Here is a 19661-nt window from a genome sequence, read left to right as displayed (position 1 = left end):
AGAGGGATTGATCTATGTCGAGTGCATGCTGTGTCTGTCATAGCAGAGACAGTAAATCTTTATACTCCGGGTTAAAAAAATGCCAGGAGTGCGGCCATGTTTTTTTCGATTTACATTTGAGTGACAATGATACATCCGCAATTTATAGTAAAGAATATTTTTTGGGCAGTGAATATAACAACTACTTAGCGGACAAAGAGATCTTGCAGAAAAACTTCGGGCTACGTCTAAGAATGCTGCAGGCCTTTATGGAACCAAACCGCCATAGGCACCTTCTTGAGATCGGTTGTGCTTACGGTTTTTTCCTTGAGTTGGTAAGAAAGCAGTTTGATACAGTCTTAGGTCTCGACATATCTGGAGACGGAGTTCTCTATGCCCGCGAACAGTTAAAGGTAGATGCTGTTAAGGCGGATTTTCTAAAATATGATTTAAAGGGTCGTAGATTTGATGTAGTTTGTATGTGGGACACTATCGAACACTTGTCCAGTCCAGATCTGTATTTGGAAAAAATCAGCAATAATACGAAAAGCGGCTCATTGGTCGCCCTGACCACAGGAGACATAGATAGTTTTAATGCGCGATTGAGAAGAGGAGGATGGCGCATGATACATCCACCGACGCATATACATTTTTTTTCCAGTAAGACTTTAACTAGAATGCTGGACAGGTTCGGATTTGATGTAGTTTATAATAGTTACTGCGGATTTTATCGCGGTATTGATTATATGGCTTACAGAATGTTTGTATTGAATAAGGGGAACTCCTTAATTTATAATCTGTTGCGTAAATACGGTTTAACCAGGGTTAGATTTTATTTAAATCTGTTTGATGTAATGTATGTTATAGCCCGTAGGCGTTAGTCGCTCTTAAAATTAACCACTGGAGGTTGTAAGATGTGCGGTATATTCGGTATAACTATAAGAGATAAGAAGTCGAGTACTCATGATACATTGGAGCATGACATCAAGTTGTTATTTCGGCTTTCCGAGGTCCGTGGCCAGGATTCAGCGGGAATGGCCGTGCTCTCGCATGATGAGATCCGGATTTTTCGCAGGGTAGTAAAACCGTCCGTTTTCTTGAAAATGCCCGAATTCAGAAACACGCTCAAATCCGCATATTTTGACCATAATAATCCCGCAGGAATGCGACTATCTTTAGCGGTAATCGGCCAATGCCGCCTCGTGACCAATGGCTCCCATGCTATTTACGACAATAATCAACCTGTGAGGTCGGGGAGTTTTGTAGGCGTTCATAACGGACTCATTTCAAATGCAGAAAATTTAGTCAAAGACGAATATAATCTTAAAAACAGTTCTAAGGGCAGGCTCTCTATCAGCGCAGAAGGAGGATTGGTTCAGAGTGATACAAGATTATTTCTATCGCGGCTTGATGCCGTCTATCAGCAAACGGGCAATTTTGTATCTTCTGTTTCACAAGTATTTGGCGAAATCGAGGGCTCGGCTTCCCTCGCGCTTATGTGCAATTCAGAAAGGAATCTTGTCATTGCCACTAATACCGGTTCGCTCTATTACCTGGAGGACATTGAGTCCGGGAACGTTGTATTCGCTTCCGAGAATAGAATATTAATGGATTTTATGAAGAAAAGCGATATATTTGATTCTTCATTGAGTTCGAATATATTACAGATTAAGGCGGGATACGGGGCGCAAATTGAAGATGGTACAATAAAGAAGTTCAGGTTAAATGAGCAAATCAATGCTCCGGGTAACCAGCCGGAGGCCAGGGGGAGTATATTCTATATCCGTGAGACCAGGCCTGATACCGCAGGTTTAAGGCGATGCACGAAGTGCGTCCTTCCTTCCACATACCCTTTTATTTCATTTGATGAAGACGGTGTCTGTAATTTCTGCAGGAGGTATGAAAGGCAGAGATTTAAAGGCAGTGAAGAGCTGGAAAGAGTTCTTGAGAAATACCGTTCAAAAGACGGGAGCCCCGATTGCCTGGTCGGCTTAAGCGGGGGAAGAGACAGTTGCTACGGTCTTCATATCCTCAAGACAAAGTATGGTATGAATCCGATAGCCTATACTTATGATTGGGGTCTTACCACTGATGCATCCCGCCGTAATCAAGCAAGGATCTGCGGTAAACTTGGGATTGAACATATTATCAGGTCACCTGACCTGCAGAAGAAGAGGCGCCATATAAGAAAGAATATTTATGCGTGGTTAAAAGATCCGCAGCTCGGTATTGTCCCCCTATTTATGGCTGGCGATAAAGACTTTTACCATTTTGGGCGGCAGTTGCGCCGCGAGATCAATGCAGGATTGACTGTTTTTTGCTCTGGATATCTTCTGGAACAAAGGGAATTCTTTGTGGGTTTTTGCGGAGTAGACGCTAACGCGAACACTTCAAGGACTGCCAGGACATATCACTATAGCACAACTGTAAAATTGCGATTGGCGCTGTATTATATGCTCCAATACCTTAAGAATCCCCGCTATATAAATGAGTCATTTCTCGACAGCGTAAGGTCATATTTTACTACCTTTATACAGAAGGACGACTTTTTATATCTCTATGAGTATCTGCCGTGGAATGAAAGGCAGATGGAAGATGTCCTGAGAAGGGAATATAATTGGCAGGTCTATGAAGCCTATGGCCCGAATCAATGGAGGATGGGGGATGGACAGACCGCCTTTACAAACTATATCTACTATACAGTTGCCGGATTCTCAGAATTTGATAACTTCCGGTCTAATCAGATCAGAGAGGGCCTGCTTACTAGAGATGAGGCGTTGAGATTAGTAGGGATCGATAATCAACCTCGCTACGAAGTATTGGAATATTTCAGCTATTTGATAGGTTTCAACCTTGATGAAGTACTCGCCCAAATAGATTTAATTCCTAAACTTTATTAACAGGGACAGGCCTTATGAAAGGCGGAACAATAAACATTATAATCCTGGCCGTGATTTGTTGCGCGAGCTTTATATTGGCGGTGCCTACCATTAAGAATAATATAGATAACCCCAATCTAATTACTTACTTTAATAGTGATGAAGGTTATTTGATGGATCTTGTCTGGTATTATTACAACGGAGAAAAAAGGCCGAGTTATCAGATGGATGTTGATTATGGCCTGGAAGGGATGCTTGTTTCAGATTTGGCGCATACCTTGTTCTCTAAGTTTGTAGATTTTACTCCCGGTAGATTTGTTTTAGTATTGCGTTGGATTCATTTGTTGTCTTGGATCGCCGCCCTTATAGCGTTGTGGTATTTAATAGGGTATCACTTTGCAAGCGGCAGTCAACAAATTCTGGTGGTCCTATTGCTGGCTGTCAGGCCTAGCTTTGATTACCTTTTGAATAATCTTAAGCCCGAGCCGCTTGTGTTGTTATTAATGGTAGTAGGGCTTAATTATACGTTGAGAGTAATTGATAAACCTTCCTGGAGGGTTCTTTTGATTGCTATATTGTATGCTGTGTTTGCTTTTCATATAAAGTATGCCGGTGTATTCCTATTGCCGGCGATTATAGCTGCCATGTATTTTGGACAGCACAACCAGAGAATAGCGAATACAAATTACAATCCCGTATTTCCTGTTATTAAGAAATCGTGGTTTTTTGAATCTCTCATTGGCATAGCTATGATACTGTTGCCGGTAGTATATATTCTCTTGTATGTACGTAAGTCGACAGGGGCCACATTCTATCAGGAATATGGGATTTTAGGGAGCCTGTTTAAATACAAGGCAGCGATTTTTGTTATTATTGCTGGATCGGTCCTTACATTTTTACCCTTACTGTTATCGATCTTTAGTAAGCGTGGAAGACAGAAAAGAAGGGATATAATCGCTAAGCTCAATGAAATAAACTCGTATGTATTTATTGCCGGTGGCCTGTTCTTTGTCTTTCTATTGGTCTTTGGCATGCGCTGGCTGTTTTCGCTTGAAAATTTTCTCATTACCCATTCCTATAATTTATTTGATTTTACAGGTATAGCTGCAGTGAAAGGACTAGGGGAACGCAGCATATTCAGCGCATTCCTGCATTCTTTTGTGTATAAAATGAGGTCGTTTGATATATTGATCCTCATCTTATTTGTATTTTACTTGTTTGTTGAATTCTCTCCGAAATTCCGGGATCGCAGGATTGAGAAGGCTGCTTTTTATAAAAGAATGGTCATACTCGTTTTTCTATTGCCTTTCTTTTTATCTTTTTTCTCAATCGGAAGATTCACAGAGCATCATATGTTGCCTTTCTTTGTGGCTATTTGCATTTTATGTGTTCGGAGTTTGTATATGTTTATATCGGATTATAGGGGCAGAGGATTACTGAAATATCTGTTTATCATGGTATTGGTTTCATTGTTTACGGTTGATATCTATCTGAATGCCTATCGGCTGGCAGGGTCTCGGATATATCAATACCGACAGCGTGAAGATATCGCTTTCGAGATAGCGGATTGGATGTATGAACATATTCCTTTAGATTCACGTATAGTTAGCGATCAGCATACGAATGTATACGTGCCGCCGAAGTATCTCAATATCAGATCTTTGGCATTTGGAGAGCAAGACCGGACCAAAAGGCTGGCTTCTCTTGTTAGCGAGCATAATGCCGAATATCTATATTATAATGCAAATGAACGGGATAACCCATGGCCGCCTATTCAGGAGTTATTGCCCAATAAAAGGGTATTATTGATGAAGGAGTTCAATAATTCAGAATATTACTATCAGAGGAAGCCAAACGCCAGGTTTGTGCTGTATAAGGTGTTAAATTGATATTGAAACGGATTAAAAAGGCCGGCAGGTATATAACAATTGTTTTAAAAACAGATTCCTTATCTTTAATGCCGTTTTTGTATCGTTTTTTAGAGATTAGGCCCAGTTCCTGCACCATCATGATCACAAATAGATGCAATCTTAAATGCGTAATGTGCAGGCAGTGGAGGACGCCTGTGGCTAAGGAGTTGTCGACTGAAGAATGGAAGGGCATTATTCTGGATTTGAAAAGAAGCGGCATAAGGAACATGCATTTGACCGGCGGGGAGCCGCTGCTGCGCGAAGATATTACCGGGATAGTTTTTTATGGCAGCAATAACGGTTTTACGGTAGGATTGACTACCAACGGCATGCTGGCTACCAGAGAAATCTTAGAGAAACTTGTCGCTTCGGGCTTAAGGTCCATAGCCGTATCAATGGACGCGATCGGAGAAAAATATGACGCCATACGCGGCCTGCCGGGTTCTTTTATGAAATTGAGAGAGAACCTGGCCGCGCTGTCCGAGGTCAGGAAAAGGCGCAAGATAGACGCGTATATTAATTTTACCCTGATGAAGGCGACCATAGGCGAGTTGAAAGGCGTGAAGAGGTTCGCGGATGAGCTTGGCCTGCCGCTGGCCATCAATATAATAGATAAAGGGTCTTTCCTATTTGATCTGGAGGAGAACGGCAGGGATCTCTGGGTGAAGAGCGATAAGGATTTTGGATCTCTGCGGGAAGCGCTGGATTTTCTAAGAGATGAAAGATCAAGAAGGCCGCGTTCTTTAATAATCAATTTTCCGGCGATAGATTTTATAGAAGATTATTTTAAGGACCCCCGTCAGCACCGAGTGCCATGCGTGAGCTCACAGGACAGGGTGATCATCGACCCATACGGTAATTTGATGGGCGGCTGCATGTCAATGGGGACTTTCGGCAACCTTAAGGAAAGGCCGTTTGGCGAATTAAGGAAGGCGCAGAGGTATATGAAGGCGAAGAGGGGCATGTTCTATAAGGATTGCGCCGGATGTTCCTGCGGATATTTGTTCAACACACGGATGTTCCTTCCTCTCATTCTTAAGGATGCTATCAAGCGTATCGATCTTTCATTCCAGAATAAATAAGAATGTTTAACGAAAAATTAGCCGTTATTATCCCTACGAAGGACAGGCCGGAAGAACTGAGGCGCTGCCTGGAAAGCATAGAAGACCAGGGTTTTAAGCCGGCGCAGATCATCATTGTGGATGGCGGCAGCCGGGCCGTAAGCGGCGTAGTGGATAGTTTCAGCGGCCTCAATATAGATTATGTCAGGAAGACCCCGCCGTCCTTAACGGCTCAGAGAAACGCCGGTATTAAGATGGTCAGGGACGGGGTATCGCTTGTGGCTTTCCTTGACGATGACGTCGCGTTAGAGACAGACAGCCTGAAAAATATGATGAAGTTCTGGGAGGCAGCTTCTTTGGATACGGCCGGCGCCTGTTTTAATAATATGTCGGAGCCATTCAGGAGGCCGGCATTCCTTGAGAAGGTCTTTTTGGTGAATGCCGATATACCCGGAAGGATCCTGCCTTCCGGGTTTCAGAGCATACCTTGCGCCGTGGACAGGACGATGCGGATTGATTGGCTTATCGGATGCGCCATGGTCTTCCGAAGGAAGGTCTTTGAAGAATTTATGTTTGACGAGAAGTTTTCAGGTTACGCGCGTTATGAAGACGTGGATTTCAGTTACAGCGTCGGAAAGAAATACAAGATGTTTGTTGTGGCAGACGCGAAAATAAAGCATTTTGTAAAGCTGGAGAATGTGGGATACAGTTCTGCCCTGGGTAAAATGGAAGTAGTTAACCGCGTATATTTCGTGAAGAAGAACCCGGATCTGTCGGTCCCCTTATGTTATTGGGCATTATTCGGGATATTCCTTAATAACATTATTAAGGGGTTGCTTGGGTTTGACAGCAGATATAAACTAAGGGCAAGAGGAAATCTGGCTGGTTTTCTTGAGAGCTTAAAATGAGCCGCAAGCATACCATTATCTTATTTTACCCTAAGACAGAAAGGGATAATATAAACAAGAATATCCCGCTTCCTTTGCTTAAGATCGGCTCAGAGCTGAAAAACGCGGGATATAAAGTCGTCATTATAGACGAGCGCATGGAAGAGAACTATATCGATGGTTTAAAGCAGGCGTTGCCCGAGGCGTTATTCTTCGGCGTAAGTTCCATGACCGGATATCAGATAGCCGGCGGGCTAAGGGCCTCATCATTAGTAAAAAAAATAAACGGGGAATTGCCGGTGGTCTGGGGAGGGTGGCATCCGTCCATATTACCGGAGGAGACATTGGCAAATGAGAATATCGACATTGTAGTAATAGGCCAGGGAGAGGCGACCATCAAGGAATTGCCATATGCCTTGAGCCATGGTTTGGGCCTGGAGTCTGTCGACGGCATAGCATATAAGAGGCAGGGCAGGGTTGTGCGTAATGATCAGCGTCAATTCCGGGATATCAATGAATTCGGCCCCGCGGCATTTGACCTGTTTGATTTTGAGAAATATATATTTACGACCCCTTTAGGCGGCAGGACAATATTTTGGAATTCTTCCCAGGGCTGTCCCTACGCGTGCGGATTTTGCAGCACGCCGGAGGTTTATAAGCGCAGATGGAGCGGACTCAGCGCGGATAACTTATCAGCTCAGATAAATACGCTGGTCAAAAGGTATAAGATAGACGGCATCACATTCGCCGAAGATAACTTTTTCGTGGACCTTAAACGGGCGGAGGATATTTGCCGTAAGATAATTGACAGCGGTATCAGGATCAAATGGGCTACCGATGCCAGGGTGGATCAGATCAACCGCTTTCCGGAAAGCTTGATATCTTTACTGGAAGAGAGCGGCTGCGCCAAATTATATATAGGCGCCGAAACAGGGGATGAAGATGTGTTGGATCTTATAGATAAAAAGATAAGGCCCGGAGATATTGTCAAGGCCGCTGAAATACTGGATAAACACAGGATCGTATCCGAGTTTTTTATGATCGCGGGGTTTCCTCTTGACCCGGAGAAAGACCTTCAGCGCAGTTTGAAACTGATCAAGGATATAAAATCACGTTTTCCCGACCATCAGTTCACGCCTTTTCTCTATACGCCTTATCCCGGCACTCCGCTTTTAGATCTGTCTATTAAAAAAGGCCTCAGGGTCCCGGAGAAGCTGGAAGATTGGCAGGATTGGAGTATCCTTACGGTGAATACCCCCTGGGTAAACAACGCGTATCTGGATAAGATCAATATGTGTGTTAAATACCTTTATCCGTTGGCCTTTCCTTCAAAGTCACTGGAACGCAGGTTCAGTAATGGCTATAAGGGTTTCTTCTATAGAATGCTGCGCCGGATAGCCGCCTTACGGGTCAAGTACGATTTCTTTATTATGCCTTTAGAGTGGGCGGCGATAAAGATGTTTTACAGGTTGAAGACCAGATTCAATATCTTCGCAGGGTTTGATTCATTCAGGTGATTATGCCCGTAAAGAGAGCCATCAAAGACAAAATTTCTGACTGCCTGTATTCTTACAGGAAGGGCAGGGGCGCCGGGTTATCCGCGGAAGGGAAATGCAGGATCCTTTTGTACCATTCCATCCAGAGGCATGATCCCAAAAAGGATAAGATGGGCCTGGCGGTTCCGAACGGCACATTCTATATGCAGATGAAATACTTGAAGGAGAATAGTTTTCTTGTCCTGGGGCTTACGGAATTAGTCGACATTATTATTCATAACCGTCGGGTCCCCGGCAAATCGGCAGTGATCACCTTTGACGACGGTTATAAAAGCGTTCTGACAAACGCGTTGCCGGTGTTAAAAGAATTCGGTTTTCCAGCCACGCTGTTCGTCAATATATCCTTTATTGAAAATAAGGTTCCCGCCGGCTTGTACTGGCATGACTGGGATATGCTTAGTTGGGATGATGTCAAAGGGCTGCGTGAGGCGGGACTGTCCATAGGTTCGCACGCCTTAAGCCACAGGCGCCTTACCGAGATGAATGAGCAGGAGCTTGAATATGAGGTCTTAAAGTCCAAAGGCCTGATCGAGAGCCATGTAGGGGGCCAGGTTAATACGTTCAGCTATCCTCACGGCATATTCAATAAAAATGTCAAAGATGCCGTTAGAAGGAGTAAGTTTATCTGTTCCTGTTCCAGTATTGAGGGGCTCAACGACGCGGGCACTGATATTTTTGCCCTGAGGAGAACCGAGTTGAGCGCCTTTGATGATACCGATTTCAAATTCGCGAAGAAAATGTCCGGATGCTATGACTGGCTGGGATTCTTGAGGATGCATGGTTAAGATAAAGAGAATAGAAAAATTAGAGGATATCGGCAGGGATGCATGGTCTCAGGCCTTGAGATCATCAGGGCAGAGTTATATATTCCAGACATACGAATTTATACATTCATGGTGGGGTTGTTTCGGCCGGGGCAACAGCGGCAGGCAATTATTAGTGCTTGCGGTTGAGGACGCCGGTTTTATAACGGCGATAGCGCCTCTTATGATCACGAGGTCGCCGTTTCTTAACAGGCCGGTAATACAATTTATCGGAGATGATATCTGCGATTATATGGATTTTATTATCGGCCATAGGAATTACGACGCTTATTTATTAAAGATCTCCGAGTATTTATCAAATCTGGGTTTTTTAGAAATAGGCCTCAGGTATATTCCTGAGGGCTCAAGGGTCCTTAATAAACCGATAACGGAGCACCGCAGGATTTGCCGGATCGATTACTGCCCTTACGTCGTATTAAAAAGCGGATGGCAGGAGATCGAAGGCGGGCTTAAGAATAAATTAAAGCGTGAAGTTTATAATAGCGAGAAAAAGATGCGCCAGAAAGGCGATTTGATATTCAAAAGTCATCTTGAGGGGCCGCCTTCCAGGGGGGCGCTGGACGCGTATTTTGAGTTACATATCAAAAGATGGAAACATTATGGGAATAAATATAGCCAGTTTCAATACGCGCGTTGGCGGGATTTCGTATCTACTCTGTCGTCCGCGCTGGCGCAGAGGGGCTGGCTTGATTTCAGCTGCCTGGAGTTTGATAAAAAATTGATAGCGTGCCATTTTGGTTTCAGGTATAATAATAAACTCTATTATTATATGCCTGCTTTTGACCCTGAATTTGCCGCGTATTCGCCTTCAAAGGTCCTGATCATGAAAATGTTAGAGAGGTCAGCCAGGGAAGGATTGGAGGAGTTTGATTTCTTAAGAGGGCAGGAGCCTTATAAAATGGCCTGGACCCAATCCCGCAGGCCGCTTTACAGCATTTATTATTATAGCGCGCGGAAGTCCTTAAGGTATCCCGGGCTGATTTATCGGGCAGCAAAGGATTGTTACGCAAAGCATATAAAAGCCGGATTGAAGAAAATAAGGCCTTTAATTAATTTGTGGTATAGGTCAAGAGGGGATTCTTAATAATTATGCTGGAACACCAGGATATTATCTGCATATCTTCCATTGATTGGGATTTTATCTGGCAGGGGCATCAGGAGATAATGTCCGCCCTGGCTAAGGCGGGAAACCGCGTGCTTTTTATTGAGAATACCGGGGTGCGCCATCCGGGTATAAGAGACATACCCAGGATCCAGCGAAGGGTGAAAAATTGGTTAAAAGGGGTAAAGGGCATAAGGCAGGAGGGTAAGAATTTATATATATATTCGCCGCTGGTCCTGCCGTTTCCTTATTCACGCTTTGCGCGATGGGTTAATTGCCATTTGGTATTTTCCGTGTTGGATAAGTGGTTCAAGGTGATGAATTTCGGGGATCCTATTGTATGGACATTTCTGCCCACGCCCTTGAGTTCCGATATAATAGACAACCTGGTAAAGAAGCTCACTGTTTATTACTGTATTGATAATTTCAGGGCGAGTTCCGCATCGGCACGCAGGATAGAAAGATCAGAGGCGGATTTGTTAAAAAAAGCGGATCTGGTTTTTGTTACTTCTAATGAATTGCATAGATATTGTTCAAGATACAATAAAAATGTGCATTTTTTTCCTTTCGCGGTAAGCTATGAGAAATTTGAGAATATCAGGTTGAATGAATCCGCCGCGCCGGCTGAATTAGGAAATATAAATAAGCCCATAGTAGGATACGTAGGCGGCATGCACAAATGGGTTGACCAGCCGTTAATAAGAGCGGTTGCCCGGAGGCGCGGTGATCTGTCTTTCGTATTTGTCGGCCCTATCCAGGATGATATTTCCTCGTTGTCGGATTTGGATAATGTCCATTTCTTAGGCAAGAAGGAGCATGACAGATTGCCTTGTTTTATAAAGTCGTTTGACGTATGTATAATCCCCTATTCTCTGACCGATTACACAAAAAATGTGTACCCGACCAAGCTGAATGAATATTTTGCCATGGGTAAGCCCGTTGTTTCTACCGGGCTTCCGGAAATAATCTCCTTTAATGAGCGGCATAATAACATGGTGTATACGGCAGAAGGGGCAGAAGGGTTTACAGGGGCCATAGAGCGAGCCCTCAGAGAGGATAACAGCAGCCTGGCGCAAAGGCGCATAGATATCGCCCGGGAAAACAGCTGGAGTAATTCCATAGTCCGTATGAACGGGCTAATAGAAGATAGCCTATTAGAAAAGCAAAGATTGAATATTGATAGTCAGTGGATGGCCAAGCTGAGCCGTTTTTATAAGAAGGCGCGGAGGAGGACAGTGATATTCGGTATTGTTTGCCTTCTCATTTATGTCATTTTGTTCAAGTCGCCCTTTATCTGGTTCGTTGCCGGCCCGCTTAAGATCTCGGACGGGCCGCGGAAGGCAGACGCGATCGTCGTATTCGGAGGCGGGGTGGGCGAGACGGGCAGCCCGGGCAAAAGCACGATTGAAAGGGCAAGATACGCGGCAGGGCTTTATAAGCAGCAATACGCCGATAAAATAGTCTTTTCCGCGGGGTATACTTATAACTATAACGACGCGGAAAATATGATGCTCTTTGCTTTATCGGAAGGCGTTCCGCGGGATGATATAACTCTGGATAAGAACGGCAATAATACATATGAGAATGTAAAATTCACGGCAGAAATATTGGACAGGCAGGGATGGGACAGTATTCTGCTGGTCAGTTCGCCTTATAATATGGCCAGGGCGTCTTTGGTCTACCGGAAGATAGCGGCCGGGATTAAAGTGTCATATACGCCTGTCCCCAACCCTCAATTCTATAATCGAAGGTCAGGGTCAAGATTAGAGCAGATCAAGGCGATATTGCATGAATATTTAGGTATTCTCTACTACTGGTGGAAGGGATACATTTAGGAGGAAGAGATGAAAGTCATAGACGATAAAGGCAGATTATTCGGAAAAATCAATATCATTGATTTTTTAGCCCTTGTTTTCTTAGTTTGTTTGCTGCCGATATTTTATCTCGGATATAAGGTGTTTACCCAAGAGCCGATAGATACAGAGGCGAAAGAATTTATTGAAATAATGATAGATGTCAGATTTATAAAATTGCGGCCCGAAGTCGCAAAGGTCATTTCGATAGGCGATAAGGAATTTGATAACGATGGGCACCCGATAGGGGAAGTAGTCGAACTTGGTGATGACGAGCCCTATGTATATAAGTTCAACATCGGCGAGGGGCAGGCCATAACTAAAAAAGATGTAGTTTTGAGGCAGATTGAGGCAAAGCTTAGATTAAAAGCAGAGATACGAAAAGGGCTGAAACATACCATAGATGATGACAGGCTATTGTATAAAAATGATATAGTGGGACTGGGCCTGCCTTTAGAATTCAAGACCGGTAAATATGCCGTTACCGCCATTCCCCTGAGAAGGGAAGCGGTAGAGGGAGCGGTTATAGAAAGGACGATAGATCTTTATGTCACGCTGAAAGAGTTAGACGAAGATATTTTGAGTAAAATTGCTGTCGGTGATAAGGATATGGATGACAGCGGAAATGTTATTGCTGAGATCTTGAACGTAGGTAAGGTAGAAGGCAACTTTCTCGATTTGAATGTGGGCGGGGATAATTTTATAACAGGAGAGGTCAGCGGCAAGAAGCAGGCAGCTGTAAAGATGAGGTTGAAGTGCGAGTTAAAGGGCAGCAGGCTGTACTTCAAGGAAGAAGAAATATTATATAATACACCCTTTCACTTTAAGACAAACAAATATGAGGTAAATGCGGTTGTGGCCAAGACCTTTGAGGTGGTCACCCCCGTTAAAGAGAAATGGGTATCCTTGCGGGTTAAATTCTCCGAGATAGCCCCGGAGATCATTAGCATTATCCAAAAAGGAGATACAGAGAGGGATATTAATGACAGGGCGGTAGCAAGGGTAAACTCAGCTATCAACATCAGCCCTTCGCAGGTATTATCCGTAAAGGATGATGATCTTGTTATGCTTGGTCATCCTTTTTATAAAGATCTGGAGGTCTTCCTGGATGTGCTCTGCGTAGAAAAAGACGGGATATATTATTTCAAGAATTATCCTGTAAAGATGGGCAACAGCATTGTCTTTTCCACGGAACTATATTCCATGTCTGGTGTAATACGGGGTATTGAGATAAAATGAGCCGGAGAGATGCAAGCGTTGTCATAAAAGTGTGGGGGCAATTAAGAAGCAACTTCAAAGGCGTATATCGTAATAGTATGACGTATTGCCTGAGGAGGTCTTTCTCGGAGAAGGTAGTATGTTATTTCAGGCAGAGTTTTTTCGGAAGAATGACCGACCCAAGCGGCCCGGGGCCGGCGGTGTTCACGGTGCTGGAGAGCAGCCGGATAGCGCGATATTTCATCAGTTTCTCTAAAAGGTATAAACGCAGGGCAATTTATTATCTGGAGGATATTCCGGCATTTGCAGTGATGCCCGCGAGAGCGGGTATGGTTATAATTGCCGTAGTTGCCGTAAATACAGTTTTATCATTGATTTTCCAGGTGCAGACAGGCATATGGCACTGGTTAATGCGCGCGCTGTTCTTAGTTGCCGGCATAGCGTGTTTGTTTTGAATGAGAAAGATCAGGGTTTTAAGGATAATTACCAGGTTAAATATAGGCGGGCCGGCCATACATTCCATTTTGCTTAGCCAGGGGCTGAATAACGCCGGCTTTGAAACCGTCCTGCTTACGGGCACGCCGGGAGAAAAAGAAGGTGATATGTCATATCTGGCGGAAGAGAAAGGCGTTCATCCCGTGATCATCCCCGAATTAGGGCCTAACCTGAATATCCGGGATGATTTTATCGCTTTCTGGAAGATATTTGGCTTGATCAGAAAAGGGCGTCCGGATATTGTTCATACCCATACTGCCAAGGCCGGCACGCTGGGCCGTTTAGCCGGTTTACTTTATAATCTGATCTCCGGGAAGAGGAAATGCAAATTGATCCATACCTTTCACGGTCATGTCCTGCATGGTTATTTTGGTAAATTAAGGAGCGGGTTCTTTACCTGCATAGAGCGGTTTTTGGGCGCGTTCACAGATAAGATCATAACTGTCAGTGAAGGCGTAAAGAGAGAATTAGTTGATCTGAGGATATCGCGGCCGGGGAAGATCATCGTTGTTCCTCTCGGTTTAGAATTAGAGAAATACCTGCGGATCGTCCAGAACGGTAAGCCCCACACCGATGCCATAACTATCGGTATTATCGGCCGTCTCGTGCCGATAAAAAACCATAGGCTGCTTCTGGATGCTGTCAGGTTGTTAAAAGATACTTCGGATGCCGTAGAAAATACGCGTTTATTTATAGTAGGCGACGGGCCATTGCGCCGGGAATTGGAAGATCATGCCGTAAGTTCCGGTATTGCTTCCAGCGTATCTTTCATCGGTTGGAAGCGCGACCTGGCGCAGATATACGCTGATCTGGATATAGTGGCTTTGACTTCTTTGAATGAGGGGACGCCGGTATCCTTAATTGAGGCCATGGCAGCGGGCAGGCCCGTGATCGCCACTGATGTGGGAGGGGTTAAAGATCTGCTTGAGCCGGTCTGCCGCGGGGCAGGTATCCCCGCGGAAAGGATATTGGTAAGGCCTGATGACGCGGAAGGTTTCGCCCATAGTTTAGGCCTGTTGTTAAAAGACAGGGGCTTAAGGGAAAGATTGGGAGCGGCAGGCAGGGAATTTGTAAAATCGCAGTTTGCAAAGGAAAGATTGATTAATGATATGGAAAGGTTGTATAATAATATGGTTTGTCAGGTGAAAATATGAAGGTATTGATTACAGGCGGCGCGGGTTTTATCGGTTCTCATTTGGCGGAAGCCTACCTGCGGAAGGGCGATGAAGTAACCATTCTGGACGACCTTTCAACAGGCAGCTGGGATAATATTGCCTCATTTGAAGATAACCCGCGTTTACATGTTATGACGGGCTCCATACTTAACGGCCCGGTCGTAGAAAAATTGGTAGATAAGTGTGATGTGATATTCCATCTTGCCGCGGCTGTGGGGGTTGAATTAGTGGTAAAAAGGCCGCTGGAGTCGCTGACGACCAATATCAAGGGAAGCGAGATAGTCATAGATATGGCTTATCGTTATCACAAAAAGATATTGATCACATCCACTTCGGAGATCTACGGCAAAAACACAAACGGCCCGCTCAAGGAGACCGATGACAGGATCCTGGGTTCTCCTTTGAAGAGCCGCTGGGGTTATTCTACCGCCAAGGCGGTAGATGAGATGCTGGCTTATATATACTGGAAAGAGAAGGGCCTGCCCAGCATAATTGTGAGGTTGTTCAACACTGTGGGCCCCAGGCAGACCGGCTCCTACGGAATGGTGATCCCCAGGTTCGTAAAACAGGCCATAAATAATGAGAATATAACCGTCTATGGGAGCGGCAAACAGACGAGGTGTTTTTTACATGTCGGAGACGCCGTGAACGCGATCGCGGCCCTGATGGATGAGAAGGGCGCTGTGGGCGAGGTTTTTAATATAGGCAGCCAGGAAGAGGTCAGCATAGAAAAATTAGCCGAAAAGATCATTAAATTAACCGGCAGCAAGTCAAATATCGTATATGTTCCTTATAATCAGGCCTACGAGGAGGGCTTTGAAGATATGCAGCGCAGGGTACCCGACACGGGTAAGATCAACAAGCTGATAGGGTTTAAGCCCAGCTATAATTTAGAGGAAATTATTAACGATGTTATCGGGTTTTATCGCAGAAAATAAGCCGTTTATATTCGCGTTCCTGTCGGCCCTGGTTTTATCATTAGGGTTGACACCTGTTGTGCGGCTTGCTGCCTTGCGGCTGGGATTGGTGTCCAGGCCAAGGAGCGACAGATGGCATACCGTTCCCACAGCCCTATTTGGCGGCGTGGCGATCTTTTCCGCCTCCTTTTTAACCTTTCTTTTTAATCCCGCTGTTTTCTCGCAGGCAAAGGGCCTGTTATTTGGAGCGTCTTTTATATTCTTTTGGGGGGTTATGGATGATATGCTGGGCTTTCAGCCGTATATTAAGCTCCTGGGCCAGATGACAGCCGCCAGCATCACTATATTCTTTGGCGTTTCCAGTTTTCCCGTTATCGGCAATATTTTCCTCGCGCCTCTTATTATACTTTGGATCATCGGTGTAACTAACGCCTTCAATATGCTGGATAATATGGACGGCCTTGCCTGCGGGATAGCTGCCATCGCTTCCCTTATGTTGTTCGTTAACTCGGTTTTTATGCAGCATACTGCCCTGGCAATGATCGCGTTAGTGCTGGCAGGCGCGTCTTTGGGTTTTCTGCCGTATAATTTTAATCCTGCCAGGATATTTATGGGAGACAGCGGGAGCATGTTCCTGGGATTCAGCCTGGCAATGATAGCGATCATGGGGACCACCGGCTCTCTTTCTAATTTAATAGTCACAATGGCCATCCCGTTTTTAGTTATGGCCGTGCCGATATTTGATACCACGTTTGTTTCTCTTGTGAGGATGTTTAAGGGGCAGTCGATCGCCAAAGGCGGCAAGGACCATACCTCCCACAGGATCGTTTACCTGGGTTTAAGCGTGAGGAAGACGGTCTGCCTGTTTTATCTGATAAGCGCCCTGCTTGGCTTGATCGCGCTTTCTTACTCCAGGGTGAATATCTTTCTTACGGCGCTCCTCACGGTTGTCGCCGCGATCATTCTTTTATATTTCGGGTTTTTTCTTGCCGAAGTCAGGATCTCGGGAGAGGGCGTAGTGTCGTCTCAGAGATCCCGCCGGCCGGGGTCAAGTATGACCGTGTTTGACGGTATGCTGCTGCATAAAAGGCGGGTGGTAGAGGTATTATTGGATTTTATCCTTATATGCGCTGCCTACTATTTTGCGTTTTTCCTGCGCTATGAAGGCAATACCTCTCTTATCAATAGTTTATCAATGATAAAAGAATCGTGGCCTTTTATTATACTTATAAAGATGTCAGTATTCTTTATGTTCGGCCTTTACAGGGGCGTATGGAAATACATAAGTATATCAGACCTGACGAATATTTTTAAGGCGGTAAGCCTGGGCTCGGTCATATCGATAGCCGCCTTAACGCTATTGTTCAGATTCAGGGAATATTCCCGGGCGGTATTTTTTATCGACTGGTTGCTGCTTTTGTTTTTGGCGTCCGGCACGAGGGTGCTGTTCCGCCTGATCGGAGATTTTTTTGACCGGGCCAGGCCCAGAAGCATAAATATCCTGATATACGGCGCGGGCGACACAGGCGAGATGGCGTTAAGAGAGATACGCAGGAACAGGAATCTGGACTACAATCCCGTATGTTTTATTGATGACGACCCCCGCAAGCTGAACAACAAGATACACGGGGTCCCTGTCGCGGGAGCGAGAGACAGGTTATTTGAGATAATAAAGGCCCGTGATATTAAGGAAGTCATCATAGCCATCCCCGGGTTGGGCCCTTCCGATATTTCTCATATAGCCGGGATATGCGGCGAGGCGGGAGTGGAATATAGAAGGTTAGGCGGCTTACTTGATAAGGCAGGCGCGGATGCGTTTTGAAAGAGATAAGGCCATAGGTTTTCTGGATAGGGCTATCCTTGTTCTGATCTACATAGTCGTATATTTTTTGCCGATATCCACCGCCATTATAGAGACGGCAAGTATTCTGGCAATAGCGTTATATGTCTTCAAAAAGATCCTGCAGCGCAGCCTGCTGCCGGATACCTATATGAATTACGCGATCTTTGCCTACCTGGCTATTTGTTTCCTGTCGGTTTTCCTTAGCAGCAACCTGATAATCAGCGCGCACACCTTTTCATATAAGCTTTTACAGAATATATTATTTTTCTTTGCCGTAGTGGAAACCCTGAATAATCAACGCAGGGTCAGGAATGTATTTTATATCCTGTTCGTATCCGCCGCCCTTTTGGGAATAGACGGTATATATCAGCATTTTACTCACAAGGACTTCATCCGCTGCCGTAAATGGTGGGACATACCCAGGATCACAGCGTCATTCTATACGCCTAATGATTTTGGCTGCTATCTGGCCATGGTCATTCCTTTTGTGATCTCCGCCTTCGCTTTCTTCCGCCGCAGGTTTGCCCGCGCCTCGGTATTGGCCCTGTTCGTGCTCCTGTTTTCCTGTTTAATGCTTACCGTTTCCCGCGGCTCATGGCTTGTTTCGCTTATTTCAATATTATTTATGAGCTTATGGCTGAGGTATCTGGCTGTCTTTCTTGTCTTGGTGCTTATAGTAGGCACCGCGGCATTCTTCCTTTCCGGCAATACCTATTTGCAGGCGCGCCTGAAAGGCATGTTTGAATTGACCGATGCCGGCAGTATGGACAGGCGCCTGATCTGGCAGGGGTGCCTTAAGATGATCCTGTCCAAGCCGTGGATGGGTATTGGCCTGGGTACTTTCATGTTCAATTTCAGGAGATTTGTGGATTATCCCTACGGCCACGGTATACCCTACGCGCATAATTGCTACCTGCAGATAGCAGCTGAAACAGGGGTTATAGGGTTGGCGTCGTTCCTGTTAATATTGCTTGTTTTTTTCTACTACGGTATCAGATTTTTAAAGAAAGGCAGGAGGGATGTATATTGGTATACATCCCTGGCCAGCGTATCGGCCGCCATAGTATTTTGCGGGCATATGCTCTTTGATACCAGCCTGTATAATTTGAACCTGGGGATGTTCTTTTGGTTCGATCTCGCGCTGGGCGCGGCGGTCATAATAAAGGGCAGCCAGCTCTTGCCGGCTGATACAGCAGAGGGCGGGCTAAAGTGAAGCTGTCCGTGGTAATACCGGCGCATAATGAGCAAGGGTGTATCAGGCAGGCCATAGAGGATGTCGCGTCTGAATTGAGCCGCGCGGGCATAGATTACGAGATCGTTTGCGTTAACGATAACAGTACCGACGGCACGCGTGATATCATAGAGGGGCTGGCCGGAGTTAATCCGCGTATAAAACCCGTCAATCGTCAACAGCCATCCGGTTTCGGCAGGGCGCTCAGGGAAGGGTTGTCGCATACAACCGGCGATGCTGTCGCGGTAGTTATGGGGGACCAGTCGGATGACCCGAAAGATATTGTGCGCTGTTTCCGAAAACTGGAAGAAGGTTATGACTGCGTATTCGGTTCCAGGTTCGTGAAAGGCAGCGTTGTGAAGGATTACCCGCTGCTGAAACTTATGATCAATCGCCTGGCAAATACTTTTGTGCAGGCATTATTTTTATTGAAGGAAAATGATATTACGAACGCCTTTAAGCTCTATAGGGCCGATGTGGTAAACGCGATACAGCCGCTTCAGGCGCAGCATTTTAACATAACGGTAGAGATGCCGTTAAAGGCGATAGTAAGGGGTTTTTCCTTCGCGCAGATACCGATCAACTGGTACGGCAGGAAAAGCGGCTTGTCAAAACTGAGCATCAGGGCGTTAAGCAGGAAATATCTTTTTACGGTGCTGTATGTCTGGCTGGAAAAACTTCTTATCCAGGATGAACTGCATCGGGGGCGGGCCTTAAAGAGGTAGCGGGTG

16 protein-coding genes are annotated in these 19661 nt (G+C 45.3%); all 16 read left to right on the top strand.

Features of this window, described 5'->3' with window-relative positions; all coding sequences use genetic code 11:
- The first annotated feature begins 116 nt into the window (after nucleotides 1-116).
- The 16 genes from PHR44_06810 to PHR44_06735 all read left to right on the top strand — a co-directional run bounded on the left by PHR44_06810 (nucleotide 117) and on the right by PHR44_06735 (nucleotide 19655).
- On the top strand, nucleotides 117-860 hold the full coding sequence (locus tag PHR44_06810; GenBank protein MDD4910365.1) for a class I SAM-dependent methyltransferase: 744 nt from the start codon (nucleotides 117-119) through the stop codon (nucleotides 858-860).
- Between the two features lie 33 nt (nucleotides 861-893).
- Nucleotides 894-2879 (top strand): hypothetical protein, encoded by a 1986-nt coding sequence (locus PHR44_06805; protein MDD4910364.1) that lies wholly within the window; start codon nucleotides 894-896, stop codon nucleotides 2877-2879.
- A 14-nt stretch (nucleotides 2880-2893) separates the two neighbouring features.
- Nucleotides 2894-4747 (top strand): glycosyltransferase family 39 protein, encoded by a 1854-nt coding sequence (locus PHR44_06800; GenBank protein MDD4910363.1) that lies wholly within the window; start codon nucleotides 2894-2896, stop codon nucleotides 4745-4747.
- Nucleotides 4748-4866: 119 nt separating this feature from the next.
- The gene (locus tag PHR44_06795) at nucleotides 4867-5850 is read left to right on the top strand and encodes a radical SAM protein (GenBank protein MDD4910362.1); all 984 of its coding nucleotides are present in this window, start codon (nucleotides 4867-4869) and stop codon (nucleotides 5848-5850) included.
- Between the two features lie 2 nt (nucleotides 5851-5852).
- Nucleotides 5853-6737 (top strand): glycosyltransferase, encoded by an 885-nt coding sequence (locus PHR44_06790; protein MDD4910361.1) that lies wholly within the window; start codon nucleotides 5853-5855, stop codon nucleotides 6735-6737.
- Nucleotides 6734-8233 (top strand): radical SAM protein, encoded by a 1500-nt coding sequence (locus PHR44_06785; GenBank protein ID MDD4910360.1) that lies wholly within the window; start codon nucleotides 6734-6736, stop codon nucleotides 8231-8233. The genes PHR44_06790 and PHR44_06785 overlap by 4 nt, the downstream gene beginning before the upstream one ends.
- A 2-nt stretch (nucleotides 8234-8235) precedes the next feature.
- Nucleotides 8236-9057 carry a polysaccharide deacetylase family protein gene (locus PHR44_06780; GenBank protein ID MDD4910359.1) on the top strand — a complete coding sequence of 274 codons (822 nt, stop codon included), beginning with the start codon at nucleotides 8236-8238 and terminating at the stop codon, nucleotides 9055-9057.
- Nucleotides 9050-10180: a GNAT family N-acetyltransferase gene (locus PHR44_06775; protein MDD4910358.1), complete on the top strand. Its 1131-nt coding sequence runs from the start codon at nucleotides 9050-9052 to the stop codon at nucleotides 10178-10180. The genes PHR44_06780 and PHR44_06775 overlap by 8 nt, the downstream gene beginning before the upstream one ends.
- A gap of 5 nt (nucleotides 10181-10185) precedes the next feature.
- Nucleotides 10186-12033, top strand: a complete 1848-nt coding sequence (locus PHR44_06770; protein ID MDD4910357.1) for an ElyC/SanA/YdcF family protein — start codon at nucleotides 10186-10188, stop codon at nucleotides 12031-12033.
- A 9-nt stretch (nucleotides 12034-12042) separates the two neighbouring features.
- A complete protein-coding gene (locus tag PHR44_06765; protein ID MDD4910356.1) occupies nucleotides 12043-13290 on the top strand; it encodes a DUF4330 domain-containing protein in 1248 nt (415 codons plus the stop codon).
- Complete coding sequence (locus PHR44_06760; protein MDD4910355.1) at nucleotides 13287-13724, top strand: hypothetical protein; 438 nt, start codon at nucleotides 13287-13289, stop codon at nucleotides 13722-13724. The genes PHR44_06765 and PHR44_06760 overlap by 4 nt, the downstream gene beginning before the upstream one ends.
- Nucleotides 13725-14918 carry a glycosyltransferase family 4 protein gene (locus PHR44_06755; GenBank protein MDD4910354.1) on the top strand — a complete coding sequence of 398 codons (1194 nt, stop codon included), beginning with the start codon at nucleotides 13725-13727 and terminating at the stop codon, nucleotides 14916-14918. It abuts the gene before it with no gap.
- Nucleotides 14915-15877, top strand: a complete 963-nt coding sequence (locus PHR44_06750) for a GDP-mannose 4,6-dehydratase (protein ID MDD4910353.1) — start codon at nucleotides 14915-14917, stop codon at nucleotides 15875-15877. The genes PHR44_06755 and PHR44_06750 overlap by 4 nt, the downstream gene beginning before the upstream one ends.
- The gene (locus tag PHR44_06745; GenBank protein MDD4910352.1) at nucleotides 15849-17678 is read left to right on the top strand and encodes a hypothetical protein; all 1830 of its coding nucleotides are present in this window, start codon (nucleotides 15849-15851) and stop codon (nucleotides 17676-17678) included. Before PHR44_06750 ends, PHR44_06745 begins: the two co-directional genes overlap by 29 nt.
- Nucleotides 17668-18912: an O-antigen ligase family protein gene (locus PHR44_06740; GenBank protein MDD4910351.1), complete on the top strand. Its 1245-nt coding sequence runs from the start codon at nucleotides 17668-17670 to the stop codon at nucleotides 18910-18912. Before PHR44_06745 ends, PHR44_06740 begins: the two co-directional genes overlap by 11 nt.
- Complete coding sequence (locus PHR44_06735; GenBank protein MDD4910350.1) at nucleotides 18909-19655, top strand: glycosyltransferase family 2 protein; 747 nt, start codon at nucleotides 18909-18911, stop codon at nucleotides 19653-19655. Before PHR44_06740 ends, PHR44_06735 begins: the two co-directional genes overlap by 4 nt.
- Nucleotides 19656-19661 lie beyond the last annotated feature (6 nt).

This window comes from Candidatus Omnitrophota bacterium, from assembly GCA_028707125.1.
GTDB lineage: Bacteria > Omnitrophota > Gorgyraeia > Gygaellales > JAQTUX01 > JAQTUX01.
The sequence above is the reverse complement of the archived record's forward strand: the minus strand, read 5'-3'. Positions and strand labels throughout refer to the sequence as shown.

Coding starts and splice junctions, on each gene's coding strand:
- PHR44_06795 (MDD4910362.1), top strand. CDS start 4,867: ATGATCACAAATAGATGCAATCTTAAATGCGTAATGTGCAGGCAGTGG.
- PHR44_06755 (MDD4910354.1), top strand. CDS start 13,725: ATGAGAAAGATCAGGGTTTTAAGGATAATTACCAGGTTAAATATAGGC.
- PHR44_06745 (MDD4910352.1), top strand. CDS start 15,849: ATGTTATCGGGTTTTATCGCAGAAAATAAGCCGTTTATATTCGCGTTC.
- PHR44_06785 (MDD4910360.1), top strand. CDS start 6,734: ATGAGCCGCAAGCATACCATTATCTTATTTTACCCTAAGACAGAAAGG.
- PHR44_06805 (MDD4910364.1), top strand. CDS start 894: ATGTGCGGTATATTCGGTATAACTATAAGAGATAAGAAGTCGAGTACT.
- PHR44_06775 (MDD4910358.1), top strand. CDS start 9,050: ATGGTTAAGATAAAGAGAATAGAAAAATTAGAGGATATCGGCAGGGAT.
- PHR44_06770 (MDD4910357.1), top strand. CDS start 10,186: ATGCTGGAACACCAGGATATTATCTGCATATCTTCCATTGATTGGGAT.
- PHR44_06750 (MDD4910353.1), top strand. CDS start 14,915: ATGAAGGTATTGATTACAGGCGGCGCGGGTTTTATCGGTTCTCATTTG.
- PHR44_06800 (MDD4910363.1), top strand. CDS start 2,894: ATGAAAGGCGGAACAATAAACATTATAATCCTGGCCGTGATTTGTTGC.
- PHR44_06760 (MDD4910355.1), top strand. CDS start 13,287: ATGAGCCGGAGAGATGCAAGCGTTGTCATAAAAGTGTGGGGGCAATTA.
- PHR44_06780 (MDD4910359.1), top strand. CDS start 8,236: ATGCCCGTAAAGAGAGCCATCAAAGACAAAATTTCTGACTGCCTGTAT.
- PHR44_06740 (MDD4910351.1), top strand. CDS start 17,668: ATGCGTTTTGAAAGAGATAAGGCCATAGGTTTTCTGGATAGGGCTATC.
- PHR44_06765 (MDD4910356.1), top strand. CDS start 12,043: ATGAAAGTCATAGACGATAAAGGCAGATTATTCGGAAAAATCAATATC.
- PHR44_06790 (MDD4910361.1), top strand. CDS start 5,853: ATGTTTAACGAAAAATTAGCCGTTATTATCCCTACGAAGGACAGGCCG.